The following is a 14,845-nucleotide window of genomic DNA, read 5'->3' as shown; positions in this document are numbered from 1 at the left end:
GGGGCTTTTTATTTTAAGAAACCGGCCATTCTTCGCCGGTGATATTGCAATCTTCCCCAATCGGTTATATAATCAAATAGTTAGTAAAACTAACTATTCTTTTTGTGAAATATATTTGGCGATCGGGAGGTGTCTTCAACGAAAAATCCGCAATTATTGACTGTCGCGGAGGATCTATCCGCTTTATTCAGGCTTTTCCATAAGCATCTGATGAACCTGGCAGAACACCATCCCGAATTGCAGATGTCGCGTTCACACTTCGAGGTGCTTTGGGTTTTAAGCGATATGGGAGTATTGCCCATGTCAGTCATTGCCAAAGCGTTATCATTGTCAAAACCTTATATGACCGCGCTGGTGGATAAGTTATTGAGTGAAGGGCTGGTTTCCAGAATTCCCGATCCGCAAGATCGGCGGGTCATCAATATCACCTTGACCGACCATGGCCGGGAGTTTCTCAAGGAACACAAAGCCTTCCAGGAAACGGCGATCGCTGAAAAAATCGCCGAACTATCCGGTCAGGAACTGGAGCGGCTGGCCGGACTGGCGCGAGAGCTGAAACAGCTGATCATCAAATTGGATTCGGAGGTTAAGCAATGAAAGCTAGCGACGTCAGTGGCAAGAAAACTGTTTTAATCATGATCGGGGTGATGCTGAGCGTTTTCCTAAGCGCGCTCGATAATACCATCGCAGGCACGGCGATGCCCAGGATCATCAGCGATTTGAAGGGAATTGAGCTATACGCCTGGCCTTTCACAATTTATATGCTCTGTTCGACCATTTCCATCCCGATCTTCGGGAGAATGGCCGATCTATACGGCCATAAGCTGACGTACTTTAGCGGCATTGCCATCTTTTTGGCGGGGTCGGTTTTATGCGGGTTTTCATCGAACATGCCGCAATTGATCGTTTTTCGCGGTATTCAGGGCGTTGGCGGAGGGACGTTGATTGCCAACTCCTTCATCATTGTCGGGAGTCTTTTCCCTCCGGCCGAGCGGGCCAAATATATGGGGTTCGTGGCGGCTGTGATTGGCTTGGCCAGCATTATCGGACCGATGCTGGGTGGGGTGATTACCGACGGACTTAGCTGGCACTGGGTTTTCTTCATCAATATTCCCGTTGGTTTGGGGGCTTTATCTTTCATCCTGTTCGCCTTGCCCGGTGGGGAGGCACGATCGGTTAAAAGGAAGATCGATCTACCCGGGGCTGTTACTTTCGTCATTGCATTAGTCCCGGCGTTATTGGCATTCACCTGGGCGGGGAGGATTTACGCTTGGTCTTCCCCCCACATTGTCGGGATGTTCGCCTTTTCAGCGGTTATGTTTATCATATTTGGCTTGATTGAAAGAAAGACGGTTGAACCTTTGATTCCGCTTTCGCTCTTCAAAAATCCGATCTTTAATCTTTGTATAGTCGATGTTTTCTTCGTCAGTTGCCTGATGTTCGGGGCTGTCATGCTCGTTCCGCTGTTCGTTCAGAACGTGCTTGGCGCCAATGCCACTACTTCCGGGGCGATGATCATGCCGATGACAGTTAGCTTGGTGATTGGGGGAGCCATCACCGGAGTGCTGATTGCCAAAACCGGAAGATATAAAATATTTGGCCTTGCCGCAATGCTAATCATCGTCGCCGGGGCTTTCATGCTGCAGCAAATCGATGAACAGTCATCCAGCTCCAGGATCATCTTGACGTTGACGATTCTCGGAGCCGGGATTGGAATAACCATGCCGGTCTTTGATCTGGCTTCCCAAAATGCCTTTCCGCAGAGCCAGTTGGGTTTGGTCACGTCGATGATCCAATTTTCCAGAAACATCGGGGGTACGATCGGTTCCGCAATTCTCGGTTCGATCATGCTTTCCCATATGAATGCGGGGATCGCCAGACTATCTGAGACCAATCTCTCCCCAGTTATGAAAGGCTTGGTTGAAAACTCTCAATTTGCGGTTGAAACTCAGTTGCTTAACAGGGCCGGAGTGGGACTTAGCGATGTGCATCAGTTACTGGGACAGCTGAAGACGATCCAGGCAAACTCAATTCACCAGGCTTTTTTGGTATCGTTTTGGGTAGGTGTGGTGGGGTTGGCAGCTATTTTATTCTTGAAAGAGATCCCGTTGCGAAAGACCAATGAAAAAATGGAAGTTCACAGCCGTTCGTGAAATGAGAAATTGAAAATTTCTTAGTCGACATATCTGGGCGAATCACTGCAATTGGATTGTAAAGGACGCAAGATGAAAATTTGCATTCTATCATAAGTAAAAGCTTTGCTATTCTGCTCAGCCCTCCAAAACGGAGGGCTTTTTTATTTGGCACAAATTGCAAGCTGATTCCCGTTTCGAAAGACTTTATCACATGGCTTCCAAAGGATGTAAAACAAACCGGACGAAATCCTCCAATCTTTCTTTTGCTTTTTTTTCAAAATTTTGCTATTGTTAAAAATGGAATTTTGATCCTATCCGTCGATTCCGGGCTGGAAGCGCGAAAATCGCGGGACGAGGTGAAGCGAGTGTATAAAATTTATAGGGTTACCGACTGCCAGCGTGATGCAATGCCGGACCAGTCCGCTCCGGAAGGGGAAGCGCCTTCGCTGATCCTGCTAAAGGAACTTCCCGATCTGGATCAGGCGCTCGCGTTCATCCGGCCATTACAGCCGGACCTGCTGCTTACGGACAGGCGGATCCCTTTCCCGGATTGCCGGGAATTCGGCCGGATCGCCAAAACGAATATGCCCAGGCTGAAGATAATCCTCATTCAAGGGAGTGCGGCCGAAGAACCGTTCCGTCCAGCGGATAAAGCCCATCCGGGTCCGGAAGGGCCGGACGCGGGGGAGATGGCCATCCGGGAAAATGAAGCCGGGAAAAACCTGGAATTGCTGTTGGATAACAGCCGTCGTTTTATGAAGGAACTATGGTTCGGCCGGCAGGACGCTGAAAACGGCCGCCCCGACCGGGGCGAGGGCCCGGGAGTCCTCGATCAAGCCATCCTGCGTTTGAATGAGATGGCGCTCCTGGAAGCATTGCGCTACGGCGATAAGGCCTTCTTCCAAAAGACCGTTCTGGATTGCGTCGCCGGCCTGCGAGAACGGCGAATGGGTGTCTTTCTGCATATTTACCTCTTCATCGGCATTATCCTGGCGATGGTGAAATTCGTCGCAGAACTGGGCGGCAACGTCGCCGAAGTGCTGCCGGACCTGGATGAGCTGGAGGTGGTGCTAAATGGCCCGGCCGACCCACGCAAGCCCTTCGTGTATCTGGAGCGGCTGCTCGACCGGACGTTACAGTTTCGCGAGAGTAAGCGGTTGAGGAAGTATTACGAGGTGATCCATAAAGCCAAGGAATTCATTCAGCAGCATTACGCCGATCCCAACCTCTCCCTGAATACGGTGGCGAGCTTTGTGAATATGAGTCCCAGCCACTTCTGTACCGTCTTCGGGAAGGAGACCGGCGAGACGCTGATTCAGTATCTGACCAATATCCGGATCAAAAAGGCGATGGAGCTTTTGAAGACCACGCATCTTTCCACCGCCGAGATCGCGGCGCGGATCGGCTATAACGATTCCAACTATTTCTGCCATATCTTTAAGAAGACCACCGGCGTGAATGCGCGGGATTTCCGGAATGGCCCGTAAGAGCGGCGCGAGTCCGCCCTGAGCGGGGCGGGAACGACCCGGGTCAAGGCATGCGTTGCCCCCGACCGGGAGAACTCCGCCTTCTCCGGGGTAGTGCCTGCCTCAGTCCGGACCGGCGCTGCCTCGGGCGGGGCCGGGAGTGCCCGGCTTCAAGAAACCGGTGCCCGTGCACGGGTAACGTCCGCCCCGCGGCGGGCGAAAGCCGCCCATTGGCAAAACGGACTCGCCCTGCAGAAGGATAGTGTCAGGTTTGGGTTATCGGAGCTCCGTTTGGGGGAGATTTGAAACATGGATGTCATTTTTATTGTTAAGCTCCCGTTGTGTTGGTTGAAAATATATACAATATAACTAAAATAGTGTAATATATTAGTGAACTATCTAGAAGCGTTGTGATAAACCCTGTCCGAAGGCCAGGGTGAACACAAAAGCTCAGAGAAGCAAGTGATAAAGTCGGTGTTAACATCCTTTTGCAGGTCGAATCGAAGTGAAAGAGACTTTATCACATGGCTTCTAGAAGGGAAAATCAACTTATCCAATCCGAGAGCGCGATTCAAAACTTATAATGATTTGCAACCGAGTCCGGTTTTTGTACGTTCTAGGGCTACAACTTGCAGGAACCCTGCGGCTGTTGTTTTTGTTCCATCATCGTGCGGCAGGTTCGGAGTTGGGGATGATCCCGCTGGTTCTGGATGAAGCGAATTCCAATGACCGGTTTCAATCGGCCTATCGCCAGGATCTCAAAAAGCGATGGCTGATACGGAACCGAATCATCATGGAGGCGTCGCCAGGCCCGGGATAACCATATAAAAAGGGGGAGAAAGAACTATGAAACGAGGATTTGCTTTACTGCTGGCGATGATGATCGTGGCAACCCTTTTCGCCACTGTCGGCGTACAAGGAGCGAACGTCATCAAGATCGGCGTCTTTGAACCGATGACCGGCGCCAACGCTGCCGGCGGGCAACTCGAAGTGGAAGGAATCAAGCTTGCCAACAAACTCTATCCGACCGTGCTCGGCTCCAAGGTTCAACTGGTGATCGCCGACAACAAGTCGGACAAGGTGGAAGCCGCCACCGCCGCGGCCCGTCTGGTGGAGAAGGAGAAAGTGACCGCCATCATCGGCAGCTGGGGCAGCTCCTTGTCAATGGCCGCCGGCGACATCGTCAAGAACGGCAAAGTGCCGACCGTCGGCGCTTCCTGCACCAACCCGCTGGTCACCCAAGGCAACGAATATTACTTCCGGGTATGTTTCATCGATCCCTTCCAGGGAACGGTGATGGCCAATTATGCTTTTAACAAGTTAAAGGCCAAAAAGGCCGCGATCGTCCAGGAAGTTTCCAATGATTACGCGGTGGGACTGGCCAAATTCTTCACCGACAGCTTCAAGAAGCTGACCAAGGATTCCAACTGTATCGTCGAAGTCGCCAACTACAACACCGGCGACCAGGATTTCTCGGCCCAATTGACCAATATCAAGGCTAAGAATCCCGACGTCATCTTCGCCCCGGGGAACTTCACCGAGTCCGCCCTGGTGATCAGCCAGGCCCGCAAGCTTGGCATCAAGACGCCGATCATCGGCGGCGACACCTGGGAGACCCAGGAATTCCTGGATATCGGCAAGGCAGCCGTCGAGGGCGCCGTCTTCTCGACCTTCTTCGCCACCGAGAAGCCGATCACCAAAGAGTCCCAGAAGTTCTTGGCCGCGTACCGCAAAGATTACAAGAAAGAACCGGCCGCTGTATCCGCGCTCGGTTATGACGCTTACATCCTGATTCTGGACGCCATCAAACGGGCCAAGTCCACCAATACCGTCAAAGTCCGCGCCCAGCTCGCCAGGACCAAGAATTTCCCGGGCGCCGCCGGAATGATCACGCTGGATGAGAACCGCAACGCCGTCAAGGACGCCGTCATCAAAGTGGTGAAAGACGGCAAATTCACCTATATGGACACCATCCATCCGTTCTAAAAAGACGACTCTTTCAGGTTGCGCCTTCTTTCCGCAGGGAAGAAGGCGCAACGCCGTAGAAAATAGCTATTGGCGGTGTTATTCATGACGTTTGACATATTCTTGCAGCATCTGACCAACGGGATCTCCCTGGGAAGCCTGTATGCCCTGATCGCCATCGGTTATACCATGGTTTATGGAATTTTACGATTGATCAACTTCGCCCACGGCGATATTTTTATGATGGCGACTTATTTCGGGTTCTTCGGGGTGATGACCTTCGGCATCCCCTGGTATATTGTGTTCCCGTTGGTGCTGGTGTTGACGGCCCTCCTGGGAATGGGCGTGGAGGCCACTGCCTACCGGCCGCTGCGGGACGCGCCGAAGATCTCGATCCTGATCTCGGCCATCGGCGCCTCGTTTTTGCTGGAGAACCTGACCACCGTGCTCTTCGGCGGAGTGCCCAAACCCTTTCCCACTCCGGAAGTCTTTACTGACGTGGTCCAGGTGGGGACGGTCTCCATCCAGAAGCTGACCTTCTATATCCCGGTGGTAACCGGGATCTGCCTGGCCGGCCTGCTGTACCTGATCAACCGGACCAAGACCGGCATGGCCATGCGCGCCGTATCGCGCGATCATGAGACCGCGCGGGTGATGGGGGTCAACGTCGACCGCACCATCTCCCTGACCTTTGGAATCGGCTCGCTTCTGGCGGCGGTGGGCGGAATCATGTGGGGCATGAAGTTCCCGCAGATTGCGCCGCTGATGGGCGTAATGCCCGGCTTGAAATGTTTCATTGCGGCGGTAATCGGCGGCATCGGCAACATCGGCGGTGCGGTGGTCGGCGGTTTTATCCTGGGGATCGGCGAGATTATGCTGGTGGCTTTTCTGCCGACGCTCACCGGCTACCGGGACGCGTTCGCCTTTGTGCTGTTGATTGTGATCCTTTTATACAAGCCCACCGGCATCATGGGCGAAAAAATCGCGGAGAAGGTGTGACCGATGCTGAAGAAACGGATTTTGACCGCCGTCGCTTTGCTGGTTTTATTGCTGTTTCTGATTTACGCCGATCATTTTCTCGACATCTATGTGGTGCGCATCTTGAATGTCTGCGCCATCTACGCCATCCTGGGGCTCAGCATGAACCTGGTGAACGGCTTTACCGGGCTTTTTTCACTGGGCCACGCCGGGTTTATGGCCGTCGGCGCTTATACCACGGCGCTGTTGACCATGCCGGAGGCGACCAAGCAGCAGATCTTTTACATGGCGCCGCTGATCAAACCGCTCGATACCTTGACGCTGCCGTTTCCGCTGGCGTTGGTCCTTGGCGGGATCTTGGCGGCTTTCGCCGGCTATCTGATCGGCGCGCCGGCCCTGCGCTTAAAAGGGGATTACCTGGCTATCGCCACGCTGGGGTTCGGCGAGATTATCCGGGTCATCTTTACCAATACCCAGAGCCTCACCAACGGCGCGTTGGGACTGAAAGGCATCCCGGCCATCACCAATCTGTATTGGAGTTTCGGCACCGGCCTTGTCACCCTGGTAATCCTGCTCTCGCTGATCAATAGCAGCTACGGCCGGGCCTTAAAAGCCATTCGCGAGGATGAGATCGCCGCGGAGAGCATGGGGATCAATCTTGCCAAACACAAGAGCCTCTCCTTTGTGGTCGGCGCGTTCTTTGCCGGAATCGGCGGCGGGCTGCTGGGAAACCTGCTCGGCACCATCGACCCCAAGATGTTCACTTTCATCTTTACGTACAACATCCTGCTGATCATTGTGCTCGGCGGCATGGGCAGCTTTACCGGCACGATCATCTCGGCCTTCATTTTTACCATCGCCAATGAAGTGCTGCGCTTTCTCGACGAACGGATCGACCTGGGTTTCGTGGCCTTCGACGGCAAGGTCGGGCTGAGGGCGGTGGTCTTCTCGGCCCTCTTGATGCTGGTGGTCATCTTTTACCGGCATGGCTTGATGGGCACCAACGAATTCAGTTGGGACGGGTTTTTGAAGCACCCTTGGTGGAAGAAGTGGCTCCCGCGGCCCAAACGGCCGCTGCCCGGGGGAGGTAGCAATTCATGAGTTTACTCCAAGTCGAGCATTTGACCATGCAGTTCGGCGGCTTGACCGCTGTGAAAGATTTCAATCTGAACTTGGAAAAGGGAGAGATCGTCGCCCTGATCGGCCCGAACGGCGCCGGCAAGACCACCGCCTTCAACATGATCACCGGCGTTTACCGGCCGACCCAGGGCCGGGTGATCCTGATGGATAAAGATATCACCGGCTTGCGTCCGGATCTGATCACCGGCCGGGGCATCGCCCGGACTTTTCAGAATATCCGGCTCTTCCGGGATCTAAGCGTGCTGGAGAATGTGCTCATCGCCAACCATCTTCATCTGAAGTCCAATTTTCTGACGGCGATCCTGAAACTTCCGGCTTACCGCGGCGAGGAACGGTTGATGCACCAGAAATCGCTGGCGCTCTTGGAGCGGGTCGGATTGAGCCAATTCAAGGACGAGAAAGCCAGCTCCCTGCCGTATGGTCTGCAGCGCCGGCTGGAGATCGCCCGGGCCTTGGCCACGGGCCCCCGGATCCTGCTCCTGGATGAACCGGCCGCCGGCATGAACCCCAAGGAAGCGGCGGACTTGACGGTATTCATCAAGGAGATCCGGGCCGAATACGATCTGACAATCTTCATGATCGAACACCATATGGACGTGGTCATGGGGATCTCGGAGCGGATTTACGTATTGGATTACGGCGTCACCATCGCCAGCGGTTCCCCGCATGAGATTCAGAACGATCCGCGGGTCATCGAAGCGTATCTGGGGGTGGAAGAGGATGCTTAAAATCGAGAATCTGGTCGTCGCCTACGGGGGGATCGAAGCCTTAAAGGGAATCAACCTGGAGGTGGAAGAGGGCAAGATCGTTACGCTGGTCGGGGCCAACGGCGCCGGCAAGAGCACCACGCTCCGGGCGATCATGGGCCTGGTCAAGCCGCGCGGCGGGTCCATCACCTATCATGGAGCCGATTTATTAAAAGAGAAGACCCAGAACATGGCGAAGAACGGGATCACTCTGGTCCCCGAAGGCCGGCGGGTCTTCGCCAACCTGACGGTACTGGAGAACCTGAGGATCGGCGCCTATTACCGCAGCGATGAAGCGGGGATCAAAGATGACATCGAATGGGTCTACAGTCTCTTCCCGATCCTGAAGCAACGATCCTGGCAGCTGTCGGGAACCCTCTCCGGCGGCGAGCAGCAGATGCTGGCGGTGGGGCGGGCGCTTTTGTCCCGGCCAAAACTGTTGATGATGGATGAACCGTCCCTGGGCCTCGCGCCGATGATCGTGAAGGAGATCTTCCGCATCATCCAGGAGATCCATAAAAAACAAGGTGTCACTATTCTCCTGATCGAGCAGAACGCCAACGCCGCCCTGCACATCGCCGATGTCGGCTATGTCCTGGAGACCGGCAGAATCACCCTGAAAGGGCCGGGCCGGGAACTGCTGGCCAATGAGGAAGTAAAAAAGGCGTATCTGGGACACGGGACGGGGCAATGAAACTTTTTTAGAAAGAAATAAAACATATTAAGATATTAAGGTCAAAATGTTAAAAGGCTGTTGATCGGGAGATCAACAGCCTTTGTTTATGCTTTATCGCAATGGGATCGAATAAGTCATGGCGGCGTATGGACCCAACCCTGGCCCTTTGCGGCGGATGTTCGTCCTTGGAGGGCGTAAACTTATGAATCACGGATCGCTTTGGGTGACTGAAAGAGCTCATTCGGTCGTTCAGCGAGCTCTTTTTGTGGATGAGCAAGCTGGTTTTGTGAATAAGAGAGCTTGCTCAGTCGTTCAGCGAGCTCTTTTTGTGGATGAGCGAGCTTGTTTTGTGAATAAGAGAGCTCGCTCAGTCGTTCAGCGAGCTCTTTTTGTGGATGAGTGAGCTCGTTTTGTGAATAAGAGAGCTCGCTCAGTCGCTCGGCAAGCTCTTTTTGTGGATAAGCAAGCTTGTTTTGTGAAAGGGAGAGCTTGCTCAGTCGTTCAGCAAGCTTTTTTTGTGAATAAGTCATCTGTTTTTGTGGATAAACGGATCCGTTTAACGTGGTTCATGGTTTTGGCTGTGGATAAGTTGGGAAGTACGGCGAAAACCGAGTACAGTCAGAGAGTAAGCGGAGCTAAGTTGATACCAGAATATCCCGGACCGAAATCGGAATGGCATGGAGACAAAAATGAACAGCTTCCCATGGCAATGGTAAACGCCGCCGAAACCGGCGGCGTTGGCACGAGTGTTTGTTTATTCGAATACTTCACCCATTAGCTGATCGATTTCGGCTTCCCGCTTCCGCCGGGCCGCCGGGTCGATCCGGATCTCGATCACGTCGCCTTCTTTGGCCCCGGGCACCAATTGCCTGGAGAGGGCGGCGATCTCGCGATTCTCCAGTTCGACCAGGGCGTACTCTCCTTCAAACCGGTCGATGATAACTTTCATGATCCGCCTGACGCTCCTTTCTCCACCTGATAAAATAACCGCGTTCCATCGGTTTCAATCCGGATAGTGCCACTGCGGTCCGTGCGGTATACGCGCGTCCCTTGGTCTTTCAGGCGTTTTAGCGTGGTCCGGCTGGGATGACGGTACGAATTGCCCTTTCCCACCGAGATCACGGCGGCTTTGGGCGCCACTTGGCTCAAGAAGTGAGCCCCGGTCGAGGAGCTGCTGCCATGGTGGCCGACCTTGAGGACGTCGGCCCGGAGATCATAGCCCCGCTCCAGCATCTCTTCCTCGGAGAGGCTTTCGGCGTCCCCGGTCAGCAGGAAAGAGATTTTTTTGTAAGTGACCTTGGCCACGACGCTGTAGTTATTCAGCTCCTCATAGTGGGCGCTGTTGGGCGCCAGAAACTCCACCCGGGTATCGGCATCCAGCGCAAAGGCGATGCCGGCCTTGGCAGGGGTGACTTTTAAATTCGCCGCCTTAACGGCCAGCAAAAGGTCTTCGAAGGTCCGGGTGTTGGCGGCGGCTTTGGGAAGGCAAAGCCGGCCGATGGCGGAAGATGCGACGATCTGCGCCATGCTGCCGATATGGTCTTCGTGGGGATGGGTGCCGATCACCACATCCAGCTTTGGCCGGCCGGCGGAGTCGCTGGGGACGGACGCCGTTAAATACCGCTCGATCACTTCGAAGTCTTCGCGATTCCCGGCGTCGATCAGCATGGCGTGGCCGGTGGGCGTACGCACCAGGATGGAATCGGCCTGGCCGACATCGATGAAGGTCACGCTGAGCCTGGCGCGGGGACTTGGGCTGGGAAGCGGAGCGCCGGTCTTTTGGAGCGGCTTGACTTGGATCCCGATTATCAGCGCGATAACGGCCAATAAAACCGGCAGGACAGAAAGGGGTTTTCTACGGAACATCTCGGACTCCAATCGTTTTTTTGAAACAAATCAGTACAATTCGTGATGGTTGCGGCCATTCCTGCGCCGGACTGCAATTTGTGAGTCCCGCGCCGAAATTTTTTTAAAAAATGCCCGTCGCACATCCGGAAAAATCCAATCATACAATACGCACTGGGATGAAAAGTCCCGAATCGATGAAGGGGGAATTTTCTGTATGAAGCGGATTTTGGTATTGGTGGCGTTGTTGTGCCTGACCTTTATTCCGGCCATCAGCACCGCGGCGGCTGTCGATGTCTATGTCGACAGCATGGGGAATCAGGGCAACGCTACCGGAGAGGTTTCCGATCTGCCCGCATGGGTTGTAAATCCCAGTATCAAATCGGATGAGGACCTGTCACTCAACTTCGTCGGGGTCGAATTCAAAGGCGACCCATGGAAATTGGCGGCGGAATACGGCAAAGGCGACTATGATCTGAAAGGCAGCGGCCAATATGTCGTATGGCACCATCACCGTCCCCGGGTCCACAATTTTGATTATGCTCAATCGTGCGATTATAGCCTTTATGATGTGAAATTGGGGTACAAAGTTTTGGGGAATGACAAGTATCGAACCGATTTGACCCTCTCGTACACCCATATTGATGACAGCGACAACCCGATGACCGGCAAGACCCATGCCACCTCCATAGGAGTGGACGTTAGCTACAACTTTACTGACAAAATCTCCGCCGAGCTGGATCTGGCTTATGCCGTGGATGGCGCCAGCGACGATTCGATGCTCCCGGGCACCGGTATCGCCCGGAAAGTGGAGGATGTCGACATGAAATCCGCCAAGCTCCGGTTGAATTATATGTTTACCGACCATATCGGAGCTTATCTGGGGTACCGCTACCGTGGCCTCGAGCTGGAGGGCGGCGGCGCCAGACTCTGGAAGAGCGAGACCAGCGGAGCCGTAATTGGTGTGAATTATCGGTTCTAAAAGCGTTGTGATAAACCCTGTCCGAAGGCCAGGGTGAACACAAAAGCTCAGAGAAGCAAGTGATAAAGTCAAATTTTTATCCTTTGAAAGAGTGATTTCCGAATTTGAGGACTTTATCACATGGCTTCTAATAAAGCGGTTGTTCGAAAAATTTATCCAAGGCTTCCAATTCTCTTTGTGAAAAAGCCTGTCTCCGGCCGGAGACAGGCTTGATGATTGCTATGGTCTGAGCAGTAAATGGATGCCGCTAAATGCGCGCCACCTCCCCCCGGGGAACCCATCCCTGACGGCCGTCCCCGCGCCGGATCAGGGTCCAGCCGGATCGGGTGCTCAAGATTTCCAGCCGTGCTCCTTCGGGCAGACGGTAATAGACAGTTCCACCCGGACTGGGTTCGAAACGGGCCTCGCACTGCTCAAGTGCTATCGCCCAGGTACGGTTGCGCTCGACAAGGGTGAGGCCGCTGATGGCCGCTCCCGCCAGGACCAGCATACCGACCAGGATCGCCGCGCCCACCCAGCGGGAGCGAAACGGGCTCGTTTTGGCCCAAAATTGCTCCGGGCGCAGAATAGCCGCGCAGCTGAGTCCGGCCAACAGGAAGAAGCACCCGCTGGTGACGATCAGAAGCCAGTGAAGCGGCGCCAGATGAGTCAGCCAGTCCCGGAAACCCCGCCCCCGGTCGCCCTCGGGGATGCCGGCCGAGGCGTAGTTGAGATTGGCGCGGAGGTCCGAATCTCCCGGCAATAAATGGCGGGCTTTCTCGTAGTAAAGAATGGCCCAGCCCTTCCGGCCGGTTTTGAAGGAAGCGTTCCCCAGATTATAATAGAGATTGCCGCTCTCAAACCCCAGGCTCAAGACCCGGCGGTAAGAAGCAATCGCCTCCCGGTAGGCGCCTTTTTGATAAAATTGGTTGGCGCGATAGAAGAGCGCCGCCGGCTGGCCGGTATCGACAGGCCCGGCCGCCAGGGCCAGAATGGGCTGGAGAACCAGGGTTCCCCAGAGCAACAGGCGGAGCGCCACTCCGAATCCGCGTCGGTTACCCAAGGCCGTCTTCATCGGATCACCTTCTTCAGCGGTTGTTGATGATCGCCGCTACCGGCCCCGGCCGTCAGGTCACCCGTGATCCGCCGCGCCAGATCGAGCAATTGCCGGGCATCCTCCGTAGAAAGCGGAGCGCCGGTGAAACGGAAAAAGTCGTAACGGTCAAAGAATTCCCGAATCCGGTCCGCGGTCTCCGGAGCGACGTTCTGGGCTTGCAAGATTTGGGCCACGCTTCCGGTGATGCCGGCGGCCGGCAGATTGAATTGCGCGCCGATCCATTGGCGCAACGTAGCGCATAAAAGTTCGAGCAGTTGCTCGGTTTGGCCCGTTTCCAGCAGCTTCCCGGCCTGTTTCAGATTGCGCTCCGCCTCGCGCCGGGCCCGGAGGGTCCGGGCTTGCGGCGTGTCCGACTGCAGTCCGTCCCGGTAGCGCCGGAAGACTACCGCTCCGCTCAATCCCAATAACGGCAACAGCTGCAATCCCCAAAACCAGGGTTGCCGCTCGATACCCGTTCCTTGGCGCTGCAACTTTCCCGGAGCCGTCTTGATGTAGATTAAATCTTTGCCCAGAACGGGTTGGTTACCCGACAGGGCGGACGACTGCGGAACCGCCCGGAAATTGGGATTGTCCTTGACGCTGACCGGAATCGTCGTACTCTTCAACTGTTGGTAGCGGCCGGTGACCGGATCGAAATAACGGAAGGTGAAGGGTCCGATCTCCCGGAGCCGCGGGTCGGTCGGGATGAGCACCTGTTCGAAGAGGACGCTGTCGCCGCCGGAAGATGGGGCGGGAGCTTTTCTTTGCGGATCATAGACTTTCAAACCAGCTTTCCCGGCCAGCACCGGCGGAGCGATGGCGTCGAGATTGCCGGCGCCGCTGACCCTGAGCCTGATGGTGATCGGATCGCCCTGGAGGCATTGGGTCGGCGCCGCGTCGACCTTCAATTGGAACCGGCCAATGCCGCCGGAAAAGTCGGCCGGCTGATTGCCGGGCAGACTTTGGACGGTGAAAACGCTTTTTTTGCTTTTGATCTGGATGGCCTGCTTTTCATAGTCATCATCGAAGAAATCGTCGAAAAACGGGTCGCGGCTCCGGCTTTTTACCCGTACCACGGCATCCAAGGTTGCGGGGCCGAGGCTGAAGCTCCCGGTCTTCACCGGCGTGATGGATGAGGTGAATTCGAGCACCTGATAGGTCAGTCCGTGGCGGGTCACCTTTTTTTGAAGCGGTTTCGCGAATTTGGACACCGTCACTTCCGGCTGATTCAATACCGGATACGCGAGATCATCGACCCGGACGTCGCGAATATAGAGACGGATGGTAACGGGGATTCGTTCGCCGAGGTAAGAGCTTTTTTTGGCGGGTTCGAGCTCTAAGAACAGTTGGCCGTCGTCATCCGCTTGAGAAGCGCCGGCGTCATCGCCTTGACTTCCTGGAGCAGGGTTTGCTCCCGAAGCCGATACCTCCAGCGTGATGGCGTTAGTGGTGATCCGTTTGCCGCCGGCGCTGAGCCGGAATGGGCCGAGCGTATATTGGCCGGCCTTGACGGCGCTGAGCATATAGGCATACGTTACCGAGGCGGTGTATTTGCCGTTCACGATCTGAACTTGGGTGGAGGGCCCCAAATACTGAAGGGATAAGCCGTCCGGAGGATCAATCGACGGCCGGGTCGCGGTAGTGGCTCCATCCACGGCGATGGACATCTGGACGCTTTCGCCGACGCGGAATTGTTCGGAATCCACGGTCAGTTGGGCCGTCAGACCCAACGCCGCGCGCTGGGACAGTAACAACAGCCCGAAGGCGATCAGCCAAGAGAGATAGAAGCATTGCCGATAGAATCGTTTCATCCGTTGTCCCTTCCTTTATCACTTGC

At 55.0% G+C, this 14,845-nt stretch carries 14 protein-coding genes; 9 read left to right on the top strand and 5 right to left on the bottom strand.

All coding sequences use genetic code 11. The features are described from left to right. Positions 1-129 precede the first annotated feature (129 nt). The 8 genes from EDC14_RS15975 to EDC14_RS15940 all read left to right on the top strand — a co-directional run bounded on the left by EDC14_RS15975 (position 130) and on the right by EDC14_RS15940 (position 9,124). Positions 130-597, top strand: coding sequence for a MarR family winged helix-turn-helix transcriptional regulator (locus EDC14_RS15975; protein WP_132015315.1), 468 nt, complete (start codon positions 130-132; stop codon positions 595-597). Further along, a complete protein-coding gene (locus tag EDC14_RS15970; protein ID WP_132015314.1) occupies positions 594-2,153 on the top strand; it encodes an MDR family MFS transporter in 1,560 nt (519 codons plus the stop codon). Before EDC14_RS15975 ends, EDC14_RS15970 begins: the two co-directional genes overlap by 4 nt. A 347-nt stretch (positions 2,154-2,500) precedes the next feature. Continuing rightward, on the top strand, positions 2,501-3,622 hold the full coding sequence (locus tag EDC14_RS15965) for a response regulator transcription factor (RefSeq protein WP_132015313.1): 1,122 nt from the start codon (positions 2,501-2,503) through the stop codon (positions 3,620-3,622). Positions 3,623-4,447: 825 nt separating this feature from the next. Next, a complete protein-coding gene (locus EDC14_RS15960) occupies positions 4,448-5,587 on the top strand; it encodes an ABC transporter substrate-binding protein (protein ID WP_132015312.1) in 1,140 nt (379 codons plus the stop codon). An 84-nt stretch (positions 5,588-5,671) separates the two neighbouring features. Beyond that, positions 5,672-6,565: a branched-chain amino acid ABC transporter permease gene (locus EDC14_RS15955; protein WP_132015311.1), complete on the top strand. Its 894-nt coding sequence runs from the start codon at positions 5,672-5,674 to the stop codon at positions 6,563-6,565. A gap of 3 nt (positions 6,566-6,568) precedes the next feature. Next, positions 6,569-7,645, top strand: coding sequence for a branched-chain amino acid ABC transporter permease (locus tag EDC14_RS15950; RefSeq protein ID WP_132015310.1), 1,077 nt, complete (start codon positions 6,569-6,571; stop codon positions 7,643-7,645). Further along, on the top strand, positions 7,642-8,412 hold the full coding sequence (locus EDC14_RS15945; protein ID WP_132015309.1) for an ABC transporter ATP-binding protein: 771 nt from the start codon (positions 7,642-7,644) through the stop codon (positions 8,410-8,412). Before EDC14_RS15950 ends, EDC14_RS15945 begins: the two co-directional genes overlap by 4 nt. Next, the gene (locus EDC14_RS15940) at positions 8,405-9,124 is read left to right on the top strand and encodes an ABC transporter ATP-binding protein (RefSeq protein WP_132015308.1); all 720 of its coding nucleotides are present in this window, start codon (positions 8,405-8,407) and stop codon (positions 9,122-9,124) included. Before EDC14_RS15945 ends, EDC14_RS15940 begins: the two co-directional genes overlap by 8 nt. A gap of 182 nt (positions 9,125-9,306) precedes the next feature. Here the strand turns inward: EDC14_RS15940 and EDC14_RS15935 are convergent, their stop codons facing one another. The 3 genes from EDC14_RS15935 to EDC14_RS15925 form a co-directional block, all read right to left on the bottom strand. Then, positions 9,307-9,636 (bottom strand): hypothetical protein, encoded by a 330-nt coding sequence (locus EDC14_RS15935; RefSeq protein ID WP_132015307.1) that lies wholly within the window; start codon positions 9,634-9,636, stop codon positions 9,307-9,309. Between the two features lie 224 nt (positions 9,637-9,860). After that, positions 9,861-10,055: a DUF3006 domain-containing protein gene (locus EDC14_RS15930; protein ID WP_132015306.1), complete on the bottom strand. Its 195-nt coding sequence runs from the start codon at positions 10,053-10,055 to the stop codon at positions 9,861-9,863. Beyond that, entirely contained in the window at positions 10,052-10,972 is a 921-nt protein-coding gene (locus EDC14_RS15925; protein ID WP_132015305.1) for a ComEC/Rec2 family competence protein, read from the bottom strand. Before EDC14_RS15925 ends, EDC14_RS15930 begins: the two co-directional genes overlap by 4 nt. A 196-nt stretch (positions 10,973-11,168) precedes the next feature. Between EDC14_RS15925 and EDC14_RS15920 the strand changes: the two genes are divergently transcribed. After that, positions 11,169-11,933, top strand: a complete 765-nt coding sequence (locus tag EDC14_RS15920; protein WP_132015304.1) for an outer membrane protein — start codon at positions 11,169-11,171, stop codon at positions 11,931-11,933. A gap of 247 nt (positions 11,934-12,180) precedes the next feature. On the opposite strand, the gene EDC14_RS15915 is transcribed toward EDC14_RS15920, so the two are convergent. Beyond that, entirely contained in the window at positions 12,181-12,987 is an 807-nt protein-coding gene (locus EDC14_RS15915) for a tetratricopeptide repeat protein (RefSeq protein ID WP_132015303.1), read from the bottom strand. Next, positions 12,984-14,819, bottom strand: a complete 1,836-nt coding sequence (locus tag EDC14_RS15910; RefSeq protein ID WP_132015302.1) for a BatD family protein — start codon at positions 14,817-14,819, stop codon at positions 12,984-12,986. Before EDC14_RS15910 ends, EDC14_RS15915 begins: the two co-directional genes overlap by 4 nt. Between the last annotated feature and the right edge of the window lie 26 nt (positions 14,820-14,845).

This window comes from Hydrogenispora ethanolica, from assembly GCF_004340685.1.
Taxonomy (GTDB): domain Bacteria; phylum Bacillota; class UBA4882; order UBA8346; family UBA8346; genus Hydrogenispora; species Hydrogenispora ethanolica.
The sequence above is the reverse complement of the archived record's forward strand: the minus strand, read 5'-3'. Positions and strand labels throughout refer to the sequence as shown.

Excerpts from the sequence above, each read along its gene's own strand:
- EDC14_RS15925 (WP_132015305.1), bottom strand. The coding sequence starts at position 10,972 with ATGTTCCGTAGAAAACCCCTTTCTGTCCTGCCGGTTTTATTGGCCGTT.
- EDC14_RS15945 (WP_132015309.1), top strand. The coding sequence starts at position 7,642 with ATGAGTTTACTCCAAGTCGAGCATTTGACCATGCAGTTCGGCGGCTTG.
- EDC14_RS15930 (WP_132015306.1), bottom strand. The coding sequence starts at position 10,055 with ATGAAAGTTATCATCGACCGGTTTGAAGGAGAGTACGCCCTGGTCGAA.
- EDC14_RS15910 (WP_132015302.1), bottom strand. The coding sequence starts at position 14,819 with ATGAAACGATTCTATCGGCAATGCTTCTATCTCTCTTGGCTGATCGCC.
- EDC14_RS15950 (WP_132015310.1), top strand. The coding sequence starts at position 6,569 with ATGCTGAAGAAACGGATTTTGACCGCCGTCGCTTTGCTGGTTTTATTG.
- EDC14_RS15960 (WP_132015312.1), top strand. The coding sequence starts at position 4,448 with ATGAAACGAGGATTTGCTTTACTGCTGGCGATGATGATCGTGGCAACC.
- EDC14_RS15915 (WP_132015303.1), bottom strand. The coding sequence starts at position 12,987 with ATGAAGACGGCCTTGGGTAACCGACGCGGATTCGGAGTGGCGCTCCGC.
- EDC14_RS15940 (WP_132015308.1), top strand. The coding sequence starts at position 8,405 with ATGCTTAAAATCGAGAATCTGGTCGTCGCCTACGGGGGGATCGAAGCC.
- EDC14_RS15920 (WP_132015304.1), top strand. The coding sequence starts at position 11,169 with ATGAAGCGGATTTTGGTATTGGTGGCGTTGTTGTGCCTGACCTTTATT.
- EDC14_RS15935 (WP_132015307.1), bottom strand. The coding sequence starts at position 9,636 with ATGACTTATTCACAAAAAAAGCTTGCTGAACGACTGAGCAAGCTCTCC.
- EDC14_RS15955 (WP_132015311.1), top strand. The coding sequence starts at position 5,672 with ATGACGTTTGACATATTCTTGCAGCATCTGACCAACGGGATCTCCCTG.
- EDC14_RS15970 (WP_132015314.1), top strand. The coding sequence starts at position 594 with ATGAAAGCTAGCGACGTCAGTGGCAAGAAAACTGTTTTAATCATGATC.